This is a genomic window from Roseateles microcysteis, from assembly GCF_036880965.1.
GTDB lineage: Bacteria > Pseudomonadota > Gammaproteobacteria > Burkholderiales > Burkholderiaceae_C > JAUASW01.
In genome coordinates this window covers 418,195-431,151 of the sequence record NZ_JBAJMV010000005.1, presented here as the reverse complement: position 1 = coordinate 431,151, position 12,957 = coordinate 418,195, and the positions used below count along the sequence as shown (strand labels likewise).

At 65.9% G+C, this 12,957-nt stretch carries 11 protein-coding genes; 3 read left to right on the top strand and 8 right to left on the bottom strand.

The genetic code is table 11. From position 1 onward, the window contains the following. Position 1: 1 nt before the first annotated feature. The 4 genes from V3596_RS16255 to kduD all read right to left on the bottom strand — a co-directional run bounded on the left by V3596_RS16255 (position 2) and on the right by kduD (position 3,893). The gene (locus tag V3596_RS16255) at positions 2 to 1,141 is read right to left on the bottom strand and encodes an ABC transporter ATP-binding protein (RefSeq protein WP_334278839.1); all 1,140 of its coding nucleotides are present in this window, start codon (positions 1,139 to 1,141) and stop codon (positions 2 to 4) included. 100 nt (positions 1,142 to 1,241) lie between these two features. Next, positions 1,242 to 2,099 (bottom strand): carbohydrate ABC transporter permease, encoded by an 858-nt coding sequence (locus tag V3596_RS16250; RefSeq protein WP_334278838.1) that lies wholly within the window; start codon positions 2,097 to 2,099, stop codon positions 1,242 to 1,244. Beyond that, on the bottom strand, positions 2,099 to 2,983 hold the full coding sequence (locus V3596_RS16245) for a carbohydrate ABC transporter permease (RefSeq protein WP_334278837.1): 885 nt from the start codon (positions 2,981 to 2,983) through the stop codon (positions 2,099 to 2,101). Before V3596_RS16245 ends, V3596_RS16250 begins: the two co-directional genes overlap by 1 nt. 148 nt (positions 2,984 to 3,131) lie before the next feature. Continuing rightward, positions 3,132 to 3,893: a 2-dehydro-3-deoxy-D-gluconate 5-dehydrogenase KduD gene (gene kduD, locus V3596_RS16240; protein WP_334278836.1), complete on the bottom strand. Its 762-nt coding sequence runs from the start codon at positions 3,891 to 3,893 to the stop codon at positions 3,132 to 3,134. 274 nt (positions 3,894 to 4,167) lie between these two features. Between kduD and V3596_RS16235 the strand changes: the two genes are divergently transcribed. The 3 genes from V3596_RS16235 (at position 4,168) to V3596_RS16225 (ending at position 8,493) form a co-directional block, all read left to right on the top strand. Further along, positions 4,168 to 4,500 carry a cupin domain-containing protein gene (locus V3596_RS16235; protein WP_334278835.1) on the top strand — a complete coding sequence of 111 codons (333 nt, stop codon included), beginning with the start codon at positions 4,168 to 4,170 and terminating at the stop codon, positions 4,498 to 4,500. 176 nt (positions 4,501 to 4,676) lie between these two features. Continuing rightward, positions 4,677 to 7,637 carry a TonB-dependent receptor gene (locus V3596_RS16230; RefSeq protein ID WP_334278834.1) on the top strand — a complete coding sequence of 987 codons (2,961 nt, stop codon included), beginning with the start codon at positions 4,677 to 4,679 and terminating at the stop codon, positions 7,635 to 7,637. A gap of 79 nt (positions 7,638 to 7,716) precedes the next feature. Beyond that, the gene (locus V3596_RS16225) at positions 7,717 to 8,493 is read left to right on the top strand and encodes a rhamnogalacturonan acetylesterase (protein ID WP_334278833.1); all 777 of its coding nucleotides are present in this window, start codon (positions 7,717 to 7,719) and stop codon (positions 8,491 to 8,493) included. Positions 8,494 to 8,535: 42 nt separating this feature from the next. Here the strand turns inward: V3596_RS16225 and V3596_RS16220 are convergent, their stop codons facing one another. From V3596_RS16220 to V3596_RS16205, 4 genes are read right to left on the bottom strand one after another with little or no spacing between them, the layout of a single operon-like run. After that, on the bottom strand, positions 8,536 to 9,219 hold the full coding sequence (locus tag V3596_RS16220; RefSeq protein WP_334278832.1) for an arginine N-succinyltransferase: 684 nt from the start codon (positions 9,217 to 9,219) through the stop codon (positions 8,536 to 8,538). After that, positions 9,216 to 10,280 (bottom strand): arginine N-succinyltransferase, encoded by a 1,065-nt coding sequence (locus V3596_RS16215; protein WP_334278831.1) that lies wholly within the window; start codon positions 10,278 to 10,280, stop codon positions 9,216 to 9,218. Before V3596_RS16215 ends, V3596_RS16220 begins: the two co-directional genes overlap by 4 nt. Next, positions 10,273 to 11,286 (bottom strand): GlxA family transcriptional regulator, encoded by a 1,014-nt coding sequence (locus tag V3596_RS16210; protein WP_334278830.1) that lies wholly within the window; start codon positions 11,284 to 11,286, stop codon positions 10,273 to 10,275. The genes V3596_RS16215 and V3596_RS16210 overlap by 8 nt, the downstream gene beginning before the upstream one ends. Before the next feature lie 18 nt (positions 11,287 to 11,304). Further along, positions 11,305 to 12,717, bottom strand: coding sequence for a cyanophycinase (locus tag V3596_RS16205; protein ID WP_334278829.1), 1,413 nt, complete (start codon positions 12,715 to 12,717; stop codon positions 11,305 to 11,307). Positions 12,718 to 12,957: the final 240 nt, after the last annotated feature.

Sequence of the window (12,957 nt, the reverse complement as noted above, 5' to 3'; positions counted from 1 at the left end):
CTCAGCCTCGGGGCAGCAAGGTGGCGCCGCCCTCGTCGGCCTCGAACAGGTGGCAGCGTTCCATCTGCAGATGCAGCTCCAGCGCCGAACCGCGCTCGCGGCGGTCGATGTCGCCAATCTGGTCGGCCGGCACGCGGGTGCTCATCGCCACCTCACCCAGGTCGAAGTGGACATAGACCTCCGAGCCCATGTGCTCGCAGAAGCGCAGCTTGGCCGGCACGACCAGGGTGTCGCCTTGAGGGCGCGGCAGCACGCCAATGTGTTCCGGTCGAAGTCCAAATTTCACCGGCCCCAGGCGGCCGTTCAGGCGTAGCGACCTGGATGCGGGCAGCGGCAGTATCTGGCCACCGATACGCACACCCACTCGGCCGTCGCCCTGCGCGATCAGCTCGGCGTCGTTGATGTTCATCTCGGGCGAGCCGATGAAACCGCCGACAAAGGCATTGGCCGGATGCTCATAGAGCGCCGTCGGCGTATCGACCTGCTGGATACGGCCTTCCTTCAGCACGCAGATGCGCTCGCCCATGGTCATGGCCTCGACCTGGTCGTGCGTCACGTAGATGCTGGTGGCCGGCTGGCCCGAGTCGCGCAGCGTGCGGTGCAGTTCGGTCAGGCGCACGCGCATCGAGGCGCGCAGCTTGGCGTCGAGGTTGGACAGCGGCTCGTCGAACAGGAAGACCTCGGGCTTCTTGACGATGGCGCGGCCCACGGCCACGCGCTGAGCCTGGCCGCCGCTCAGCTGCTTGGGATAGCGGTCCAGCAGATGCTCCATCTCCAGCAGCTTGGCGGCATGGCGCACGCGGGCATCGACCTCGGCCTTGGGCGTGTTCGCGAGCTTCAGGCCGAACGCCAGGTTGTCGTAGACCTTCATGTGCGGGTACAGCGCATAGTTCTGGAACACCATGGCGATGCCGCGCTGTTTTGGCGCCAGCTCGTTCACGCGCTTCGCGCCGATCTGCAGGTCGCCGCCGGAGATGCTCTCCAGGCCGGCAATCATGCGCAGCAAGGTGCTCTTGGCGCAGCCCGACGGGCCCACGAAGACCATGAACTCGCCGTCCTTGATTTCCAGGTCCACGCCATGCACGGCCTTGAAGCCGTTGGGGTAGACCTTCTCGATTTTCTTCAGGCTCAGATGGGCCACGTCTTGTCTCCTGGATTCTCTTTTCCTACGGCGCCGGCACCGGCTGCGGTTGTCAGGCCGCCTGCGCGCCCGCGGCTCACATCAGGCCGGCCAAGGCGCTTCATCCCTTCACCCCACTGGACGTGGCGCCTTCGATGAAGTGGCGCTGAGCGGCGAAGAACACCGCCACCGACGGGATCAGGGCCACCACCGAGATCGCAATCACATTGGCCCACTCGACTTCCTCGGTGGCGCCGATGCTCATCTTCAGCGCCAGCGACACCGGGTATTTCTCGACCGAGGCCAGGTAGATCAGCGGGCCCATGAAGTCGTTCATCGTCCAGATGAACTGGAAAACGATCACCGAGATGATGGCCGGCTTGAGCATCGGCACGATGATGTGCCAGAGCAGCTGCAGCGCGTTGCAGCCGTCGATCTGTGCCGCCTCTTCCATATCGCGCGGAATGCCGCGCAGGAACTGCACCAGCATGAAGACAAAGAAGGTGTCGGTGGCGAAGGCCGAAGGCACGATCAGCGGCAGGTAGCTGTCCAGCCAGCCCAGCTCGCGGAACATCAGGTACTGCGGCAGCCGCAAGACGATCAGCGGCAGCATCATGGTGCCGACCATGATCGAGAACAGCAGCTTCTTGCCGTAGAACTCGAAGCGCGCGAAGGCATAGGCCACCAGCACGCAGGAAACAAGCGTGACGATGATGCGCGGAATCGTGATCAGGAAGCTGTTCAGGAAGTAGGTCGCGAACGTGTACTCGGTGCTGGTCTTCCAGCCCTTGGCAAAGGCCGAGAAATCAAACCTGCTGGGCCAGAAGCCCACCTCGGTGAAGATCTCGGTATTGCTCTTGAACGAGGCGCCGACCAGCCAGATCAAGGGATACAGCATCACGATGGCCACAGCGCCCAGCGCCAGATAGCGCAGCCACTTGTTGCCCTGGTCGCGGCCAAGAGTGAGGGGCTCGCTCATCACTTGCCTCCCTTCTCGCCGGAGTAGAAGACCCAGTACTTGCTGCTCCAGAAGGAGAGGCCGGCAAGACCTGCCACCAGGGCGAACAGCACCCAGGAGAGGGCCGCGCCGTAGCCGAGGTTGAAGAAGCGGAAGCTCTGGTCGTAGATGTAGAGCGCCAGCACGTACGTCGAGCTGAGCGGCCCGCCTTCGGTGATCAGGTAGGGGCCGTTGAACTCCTGGAAGGCCTGGACCATCTGCATGATCATGTTGAAGAAGATCACCGGCGTGATCAGGGGCACCGTAATCTTGAAGAACTGCTGGCGCTTGCTGGCGCCGTCGCATTCGGCCGCTTCATAGAGCGAGACCGGCACGTTCTGCAGCGCTGCCAGGAAGATCACCATGGCAGAGCCGAACTGCCAGGTGAAGAGCAGCACGATGGTCCACATCGAGAAATGCTCGTCGGCCAGCCAGGGGATCGGGTCCATGCCGAGCTGCGTGAGGATCAGGTTGACCAGGCCGTTCTTCGAAAAGATGAAACGCCACAGCACCGCCACGGCGATCGAGCCACCGAGGATGGACGGCAGGTAGAAAGCCGAGCGGAAGAAGTTGATGCCACGCAGCTTGAAATTCAGCACATGCGCAATGAAAAGCGCAAAGCCGACCCGGAAGGGCACGGCCAGGATGGCGAAGGTCAGCGTGACACCCAGCGACTTGCGGAACAGCGGGTCGCTGGCGACCAGCTCCTTGTAATTCTCCAGACCGATGAACTGCGGCGGGTCGATCAGGTCGTACTGCGTGAAGCTCAGGGCCAGGCTGGCCACGAAGGGAAAGAGCTTGAACAGCAGCACGCCCAGCACGAACGGCAGGACGAACAGGAAGCCCAGCTTTTTGTTCTCGTACATGTCACCGTGTCTCCGTCGGTGAAATTATTGGTCCTGCGGCTTCAGCCCGCAGGCCCTTCAAGCGGCACCCAGGGATCCGGCTTTGCCGGGCCCTCGGGTGCGCCCCCTTCAGGGGGAAGCGCGTCAGCGCCTCGGGGGTGGTCCAAATTCAGCGAGCGAGCCAGCCGCCGTCGACGGCGACGGTGTAGCCGTTGACGTAATCGGATGCCTTCGAGGCCAGGAACACCACCGGCCCGGCCAGATCATCCGGCGTGCCCCAGCGGCCGGCCGGGATGCGCTCGAGGATGGAGGCGTTGCGACCCTCGTCCGCGCGCAGGGCGGCCGTGTTGTTGGTGGCCATGTAGCCGGGGGCGATGGCGTTCACATTGATGCCGTGCGAGGCCCATTCATTGGCCATCAGGCGGGTGATGCCCATCACGCCGCTCTTGCTGGCCGTGTAGGAGGGCACGCGCACGCCGCCCTGGTAGGACAGCATCGAGGCCACGTTGATGATCTTGCCGCCCGAGCCCTGGGCCATGAACACCCGAGCCACGGCTTGCGAGAAGAAGAACACCGTCTTCAGGTTCAGGTCGATCACATCGTCCCAGTCCTTCTCGCTGAACTTGATCGCATCCTCGCGGCGGATGATGCCGGCGTTGTTCACCAGGATGTCGACCCGGCCGCCAAAGGCCTTGGCCTGCTCCACGAGGCCTTCCAGGCAGCTGATGTCCGAGAGATTGGCGCGCAGGTCCAGGAAGCGACGGCCCAGGGCCTCGACCTGCTGGCGGGTTTCATCCGGCTCGGACACGTTCACGCCCACGATGTCGGCGCCGGCTTGCGCCAGCGCGCGGGCCATGCCCTGGCCCAGGCCGGTATTGCAGCCGGTGACGATGGCCACGCGGCCCTTCAGGTCGAAGCTGTCAAGAATCATGATGGTGGTCGTCCTTGTATGCGCTGCTTGTCCAGCGGCAGAATGTTTAATGAAAAGGCGTTTCGAAACGCGAATGCCGCTAGCCTAACGCAGCTCCGGGCTTTCCCGGAATAATGGTTTCCATTTAGTGAACCGCTGTTTCAAATCTTTCCGGCGAAGCTATAGTAGCCACGGATCGATGTTCCACCAAGGCCTTTTGCCGGGCGCTCAAGCTCTTGAGCAGTCCGGGCCGCCGGGAGGAACTTGCACCACCGTGCAAAGCAGGAGATTTCAGATGACCCACTACTACGACAACAACGACACCCCCTGGACCGAGCTGGGCGACGGCATCCGCCGCAAGATCGTGGGCCACACCAGCCAGCTGATGTCGGTGCTGGTGCACTTCGACAAGGGCGCCATCGGCACACCCCACGCACATGATGTGCATGACCAGATCGCCTTCGTGATCTCGGGCTCCTTCGAAGCCGAGGTCGGTGGCGAGAAGAAAGTTTTGCGAGTGGGCGACGCCTTTGTCGCCCCCCATCACACGCAGCACGGCGTGGTTGCCCTCGAAGCGAACAGCGTGCTGCTGGACCAGTTCTCCCCGCCGCGGGAGGACTACCTCTGAATCAAGAGCGCTGGGCGGCACTGCAGCCGGCCCGTGCATGAAATCGAGCGGCGCCCTGCGTGCGCCCCAGCCCCGCAGCCGTCACCCGGGCACAGACCCGGGACACGGATGGACTAGCCGCCTCGCGCCAACAGACAAGTGGGCGCCCGTATGAAGACATCACAGGAGACAAGCAAATGCAGAAGTTCAACCGACAGGCTCCGCGCCTGAGCAAGCTCGCAGCCTGCCTGCTGGGCACGACCTCGCTGATCGCGAGCGCCCAGACCGCTGCCCCGGCGCCCGCCGCCGCCGCGTCCGCCCCAGAGGCCAAGACCGCGCAGCTCGAAACCGTGGTCGTCAGCGGCCTGCGCGGCGCCCTGGAAAGCGCCCTGCGCAAGAAGCGCGACGAGACCGGCATCGTGGACGTGATCAAGGCCGAGGACATTGGCAAGTTCCCCGACACCAACCTTGCCGAGTCGCTGCAGCGCATGCCCGGCGTGGTGATCGACCGTGACGCCGGCGAAGGCCGCCAGATCACCGTGCGCGGCCTGGGCGGTGACTTCACCCGCACCCGCATCAACGGCATCGAAGGCCAGACCGCCAGCGGCGGCACCGACAGCTCCGGCGGCAGCAACAAGACCCGGACGATGGACTTCAACGTCTTTGCCTCCGAGCTGTTCAATTCGGTGACGCTGCGCAAGAGCTCGGCCGCCGAAGTGGACGAAGGCTCGCTCGGCGCCGTGGTGGACCTGCAAACCACCCGCCCCTTCGACCTGAAGGGCTTCACCGCCGCCGGTTCGCTCAAGGGCAGCTACAACGACCTGTCGGGCAAGACCACGCCGCGCGTGGCCTTCCTGGTGGCCGACACCTTCGCGGACCGCAAGATCGGCCTGCTGCTCTCGGGCGCCTATTCCAAGCGCAGCATCCTGGAAGAAGGCTTCAGCACCGTGCGCTGGGACAACGGCGTTTCTTCGGGTGGCTGGTGCCCGCCGCAAGGCGCCACCATTGCCCCGGGAACCACGCTGCCTTCCGGCTCCACCGCCACCACCTGCGGCTCGGCCGCCCAAGGCGTGGCCCGCCTGCCCAATACGCCTGAGAACCAGGCCGCCTACCTGCTGGCCAGCACCGCCACCAACTTCCATCCACGCCTGCCGCGCTATGGCCGCCTGACCCATGAGCAGGACCGCCTGGGCCTGACCGGCTCGATCCAGGTGCGCCCGTCCGAGAACACACTCGTGACGCTGGACATGCTGTTTTCCAAGATGAAGGCGACGCGCCAGGAAGACTTCCTGGAAGCGATCTCGTTCAGCCGCAACCTGGGTCAAGGCGGCAAGCCGCAAACCAGCGTCCTGGAAACCCAGTACGACGCCAGCGGCCGCCTGCTCTACGGCAAGTACAACGGCGTCGATGTGCGCGCCGAATCGCGCTTCGACGAGCTCTCCACGGTCTACACCCAGCCCACGCTGACGGTGGAACATGATCTCAGCGACAGCGTGAAGTTCACCGGCGTGCTCGGTCGCGCCGACTCGAAGTTCAAGAACCCGATCCAGACCACGACCACCCTGGACGTGGCCAATGTGAACGGCTACGTCATCGACTTCCGCGGCAGCGACCGCCTGCCCTCGATCACCTATCCCTTCGACCCGGCCACCACCGGCGGCAGCTCCTTCGGCATCATCGGCGTGCCCACGGGCGGCGCCACCGCGCTCACCAACGGCACGGCCAGCGAGATCCGCATTCGTCCGCAAGGCACGAACAATCGCAACGAGGTGATGAACCTGAACCTGGCCTGGGAAGCGATTCCCAACAAGCTGACCATCAAGGGCGGCACCAGCTTCAAGAAGTACAGCTTCGAGTCCTATGAGTCGCGCCGCGCCGTCGAAACGATGTACGCACCGGATTCGTTGTCTGGCCTGACGACGATGGTGAGCGGCTTCGGCAAGGGCCAGGACCTGCCGGCCGGCACGATCACGTCCTGGGCAATCCCGAACCTGAACGCCATCGCCTCTCAGTACGACATCTACTGCAACTGCCTGAAGAGCGGCGCGGCAGGTGGCCCCGGCGATTTCAGGCTGACCTCGATCACCAACGGCAATGCCCGCGGCAACAACCGCGCCGTCACCGAGTACGACCGTGGCGCCTTCCTGCAGGCCGACTTCATGACCCGCGTGGCCGACATGAAGGTGCGCGGCAACATCGGTGCCCGCGTGGTCCGTACCGAGGTGATCGCCACCGGCTACCTCGCCACCGGCGGTGGCACGGCCGTGACCGTCAACAAGCAGTACGAGGACATCCTGCCCTCCCTGAACCTGACGGCCGAGCTGAACCCCGAGATGAACTTCCGTTTCGGTGCCGCCCAGGTCATGTCGCGTCCGCCCCTGCAGTTGATGAACCCCGGCGGCAGCATCAGCACCACCGGCACCCTCTCCATCACCACCGGCAACCCGAACCTGAATCCGTTCCGCGCCAACACGCTGGACGCCGGCTTCGAGTGGTACTTTGCCAAGAACTCGCTGCTGGGCATCGGCGCCTTCTACAAGGACATCGGCACCTACATCCAGTCCTCGGTTCAGACGGTCAAGTTCAACGACACCGGCCTTCCGAAGAGCCTGCTGCCGAGCAACTTCTCTGGCGAGGAGCAGTTCGCGCTCAACTCCAGCTTCAACACGCCAGGCGGCAAGCTCAAGGGCGTCGAGCTGAACTTCCAGCAGCCCTTCACCTTCCTGCCGGCCTGGGGCAAGAACTTCGGCACGGTGCTGAACTACACCTACGTGACCTCGAAGATCTCGTACTTCACCTCGGCCACCAGCACGGTGCCCATCGTGGATGACCTGGTCAACATGTCGCCGCGCGCCTGGAATGCGTCGCTGTATTACGACGACGGCACCTTCAGCGCCCGCATCTCGACCTCCAGCCGTTCGGGCTATGTGACCCGCGTGCCAGGCCAGAACAACAACGACGTCGAAGGCAAGAACGGCACCCGCAACGTCGACCTGTCGCTGTCCTACAAGGTCAACAAGAACCTCGACATCTCGTTCGAAGGCGTCAACCTGACCAACCAGGCCAACGACCAGTTCATCAGCCGGGCCCGCGACAGCGTGGTGGTCAACAACGTGACGGGCCGCGAGTTCATGCTCGGCGCACGCTACAAGTTCTGAGCTGCGCCAGCGCGCCAGCAAGCACAGGCCATGGCTCTCGCGAGTCATGGCCTTTTTCAGTTTCCTCACGGCAATCATGATGCGCATCCGAACCCTGGCAGGCCTTGCGGCCGCGCTGCTGATCTCCGGCGCCTCGGCCCAGACCCTGGGCCTGCGCCTCATCCTGGTCGGCGACTCGACGATGGCGCCACGCAGCGGCTATGGCAATGCGCTGTGCGAGCAGTTCCCGCTGCTGGCCTGCCTGAACCTGGCGCGCGGCGGTCGCAGCACCAAGAGCTATCGAGCCGAAGGGCTGTGGAACAGCGTGACGGCGCTGCTGCGCGAAGGTGGCCAGAAGGACCTGGTGCTGATCCAGTTCGGCCACAACGACCAGCCCGGCAAGCCCGGCCGCTCGACCGATCTCGCCACCGAGTTCCCGGTCAACCTCGCAGCCTATGTCGATGAGGTTCGCGCCGCCGGCGGCACGCCGATCCTGCTCACGCCGCTGACGCGCCGCTCGTTCAAGGACGGCCGCCTGAACAACGACTTGCTGGCCTGGGCCGAGGCAACGCGCAAGGTCGCGGCGGACAAGGGCGTGCAAGTGCTTGACCTGAATGCGCTCAGCGCGGCCGCGGTGCAGGCCATGGGGGAGGACGAGGCGGACACGTTGGCACTGGCGCCGAAGCCGCCCTCATCGTCGACTCCAGCATCGCCAGCAGCAGACCCCGCCGTGACCGAGCCGCAGGGCCAGCCCAAGAGCCTGTTCGACCGCACCCATGTCGGCCCCAAAGGTGCTGCGCTGTTTGCCGGCATCGTGGCTCGCGAGCTCCTGAAGCTGCGGCCGGAACTGGCGCCCGCTCAAGCGGGCCGGCGCTGACGAGGGTCAACGAGGGCCGACGAGGCGGCGCCGCATGACCGACTAGGCGCGCCGTTGCAGACGCTGGGCAGGCAGCGCGTAGACTGGGCCGCCATCGACGATGTCCACATGGCCATCGGGCGCAAAGCCCTGCAGCTCCAGAGCCTCGGCCAGCAACTGCGCGCCCTCGCCCGCCACGCCGATCACTGCCTGCGCCGACTCGGGCAGGAAGCAGGCATACACCGGCTGACGTGGCAGCAGCGCGGCCACCCAGCTGCGCCAGCGCGGACCTTGCAGAGCCAGATCACCACCGTAGAAGCATTGGCCCAGGCCTTGCCAGAACGGCGGCAGGCCCTGCGCATCGCGCACGCCCGGCAGCTCGACGATCAAGGGGCTGTCCGGGCGGGCCGTGCGAGCACGCCGCACGGCCTCGGCGAGCAACAGGCTCAGGATTTCGAGCTGGGCAGTCTCGTCCAGGCCCGCGCGGTGCCATCGGATCGAGGCCAGCTCGCTGGCCCCCGTCAGGTCGTTGCCCAACTGCAAGGTGCGGCGGCGCTGGAACAGCTGCAATGGCCGCGCGGCATGGACCACGCAGCCTACGTGATACCAGGCCCGCGGCTCCCGCAGGCCGATGTCAAAGGCGAGGGTCAGCGAAGCGAGCGCGTCTGCGCCCTGCTCCAGGCACAGCTCGATATCGCCGGACTCGCCGGTTGCCGACTCGCGAAATGTCCAGGTGGCCTTGCTCATGCGAGCTCCCTGTCCAGCGTTGCCGCCAGCACCAGATCGCCAGGCTCGACCCGCAGCGCCGCACGGGCTGCCGCGTCGAGCGCCAACTCCTGACTTTCATCGTCATGGCAGGCCAGCGTGGCTCGGAAGTCGGCTCGCCGACCATTGCTGACCAGTTGCCGCCCGTGGGCCGCTTGCATCGGCCCATCCACGCAGCGCCGGCCATGCAGCCGGCGCACCGTCTTCAAGGACTGCAGCCGCTCTTCCACCGTCGGCCCGCCGTCGTAGATGTTGACGTAGGTGTCGGTGTCAAAGCCCTCGTCCATCAGGATAGCGAAGGGCAGCTCGCCCACCGGATGCAGCTGGCCCAGCGCCCATTGCGCCGCCTCGTCGAGCAGCGGCACATAGATGGGCGACTGCGGCAGCAGCTCGGCAATCGAGCCCCGGCCCTGGCCGCGGTTGAGCGCTTCGGCACTCGGATAGTCCATGTCGAAGAAGCGCCGGCCCACGCCGTCCCAGAACGGGCAGCCGCCATCCTCATCGGCCGGGCCCGGGTTCTCGGCGGCCACCCGGTCGGAGAAACGCTGGGCCTGCTGCGCCATGAAGATCAGACGCCCCCGCGACAGCAGCTGCGGCGCCAGGCTCCGCGCATAAGCCGGTGCGATGTGAAAGCCGGTCAAGAGTGTGACGCCGGTCAGGTCGTGGCACAGGTGCAGGGTGTGGATGCGGTTGCGCGTCCCCAGTTCCTCGCTGACCTGCACGATGAACTCGCTGCGATAGTTGTAGAAGCGGTCCTGGAAGCCGGGGCTGGCCTCGATGCCGCTGGTGCCGATGATGCGGCTGCCCTCGTGCAGGTCTTCCAGCACGAAGAGATAGATCTCCTCGCCGCTGGCCTCCTCCTCGCTGGCGAAGGCCTGGGCCGAGCGCTCCAGCTTGTCGAGCAGGGCCGCGCGGTCGGTCGGCAGCGAGGAGATGCCGATGGCTCGCTCATGCGCCAGCCGCTCCAGTGCCGCGAGGTCGTCCGGCACCGCCGGGCGCAGGAGGAAGCGGCCGGGCAGATCGAGCATCTTGTGATCAGTCATGGGTGCCCTCCTTGTCGGGTCGGCCGGCGCGCCATTGCGCGCCGTGACGGCTGCGCTCGTCGCGCGGTGTGCAGCCGAAGCAGGCCTTGTAGGCATTTGAGAAATGCGATGCCGAGGCGAAGCCGCAGGACAGCCCTATCTGCAGCACCGACTGGCTGGTCTGGCGCAACATGCGCCGTGCCCGCTCCAGCCGCAGGCTCAGGTACCAGCGCGCCGGCACGGCATCGAGATGCTGCTTGAAGAGCCGCTCCAGCTGCCGGCGCGAGACACCCACCAGGCCCGAGATTTCCTCGGTGCTGAGCGGCTCGCCGAGATTGGCTTCCATCAGCGCCAGCGCCTCGGCAAGCTTGGCCGACGTGCCGGCGCTGCCGCTCAGGCCGAGGCGCCCGGCCAGGGGCTGGCGCTGGTGCTCGTCGCGGCCACGCAGGCGCTCCAGTCCCAGGCTGGCAGCGAGCTCCTGGGCCAGGCGCTCGCCATGGCGCTGGCCCAGCCAATGGATCAGCAAGTCCTGGCTTGCCGAGTGCGCAGCACAGCTGAGGCGCTCGCGGTCCAGCTCGAACAGGTGCTGGCTGAACAGCACCTCGGGATGGCGCTGAGCCAGCAGCGGAATATGCGGCCAGCTCAAGGTGGCGCGATAGCCGTTCAAGAGACCGGCCTCGGCCAGCCAGGCCGCGCCGCTGCCAATGCCACCCAACACCAGGCCCTGACGTGCACAGCCACGCAGCCAATTCAGCAAGGCCAGCTGCGGCGCCTCGGGCTCGGGCAGCAAGGCCTCAGCCACGACAAAGAGCACATCGAAACGCTGCTCACTGAGCTCGCCGGCCAGCTGGCACTGCAAGCTCACGCCGCAGGCTGAAGTGACACTGCGCTCCAGCCCCAGGAGACAGCTCTCGTACTGCTCGCCCTCCAGCAGGGCATTCACCGCTGCCAGCGCCTCGGTGGCGCCCGCCAGCGAACCCAGGCCGAAGCCGGGCAAGAGGAGGAAGGCGCAGCGCCGTTGCAGCATCAGTGAGTTCAGCGCTCGCTACTTGCTGCCGGCGGCCGCGTCGCGTTCAGTGTTGGCCGGCTCGGCCGGCTTCTTGTCGCCGCCCCAGGGCTGGTAGAGCGGTTGCGGCAGGCGCACCGGCAAGATGTCCAGGTAGAGGTTGACCACGGTGTAATCCTCGGGGCCCAGCTCGTCGGTGCTCCAGCCCACCGAACCCGGGCCCTTGTAGAGACGGAATACAAAGCCGAGATCGTTCAGCGATTCGCCGGGCTTGGGCGCGGCCTCGAAGGCCAGGCCGCGGATCTCGGGCAGCACGCTGTCGATCAGGTAGGACATGCCGTTGGAGATGGCCGAGTCGCCCAGCATGTCGGAATAGAACAGCGGGTCGGTGTAGTAAGGCTTGTAGCCCGCGGCGACCGGATCCAGCTTCTGGCCCCGCAGCTTCACGGCCGAAGGCGTGGTGATGCGGGTCTTGAGGTTGTAGCGGTCACCATGATCGAGGTAGGTCAGGCGAGCGCCGGTCAGGTTCAGCGCGCCCAGGGTCAGGTCGGTCTTGACGTCGCTCAGGTCGACCAGGAGCGCGCCCTTGCCACCGATCACTTCGACCTCATCGCCCTTGATGACGGCGGCCGAGTTCTCTTCCACACCGAGACCCAGCTTGTAGCCCTTGGCCAGCATCAAGGGGATCATGCGGCCGAAGCGGCCACGCTTGAGGAAATGCTGGTCGATCAGGAGGTCCGGGCCGACGAAGCCCAGGCCCCGGTCGATCTGCTTGCCCTCGGTCCAGCGGCCTTTCATGATGCTGATGACGCTGGGCGCATCCCGGAACATCACCGTGCTCATGATGGCCGCACCGGCCGAGGTACCCGACACCACGCCGCCGCGGCGGTAGACGTCCCAGATCGCTTCCAGCATTGGCGTGACCTGGCCACCCGGGTACAACACGTCGACGATGCGCTCCTGCGAGCCGCCGGTGAAGAACACGCCCTTGGCATTGCGCACCTTGGCTATCAGCGCGGGGTCGCGCACCACCTTGTTCAGGTCCACCCAGGAGAACTTGGGCGCCACCGGCAGGGCCTCGGCCACCGCGCCGCGGCGCTGCAGCAGTTCAACCACATGCTTGGCGCTGGATTCCGGATCTTCCGACGCGGTACCGAAGACCACGAAGCGCGCACCCTTGCCACCGGCCAGGGCGACCAGGCGCCCCCAGACCTCGTCGTTGTCTGATTTGAGGGCGCCGCCGATGGGTACGGCGTGCCCACGGATGGCGTTCGGGTCGACCGTGGCCGGGACCGGCACAGCGGCAGGCGCAGCGGCCTGCTGCCGTTGCACCGAGACGGGTGGCGCAGGCTTGGTCGGCGTGGCAGCCTGTGCGCCGGCCAGCACCAGGCAGGTGCAGGCCAGCAAGAGGATCTGGCGCAGGGCCGGACGAACTGGGAAGCTGAGTGTCATGACGGGATCTTGCCTCATGAAGGGTGGAAGCTTGCGGCGATCATCTCAGCCACCATGGCCCGCCTCCATCCCTCTGACGGTGGCGGAGGCATTTCGCAAAAGTCCATGTCGCTTCGCTGCAAGCACGCTGCTCGCGCGGGCTCGGCAGCAGTTTCGGCACCCACGCCACAGCTTGCATCGATGCGACAGCGACTTGCCAGCAGGCGACCTCGGGCGTGGCCACCCGCTGACGCGGCGCGG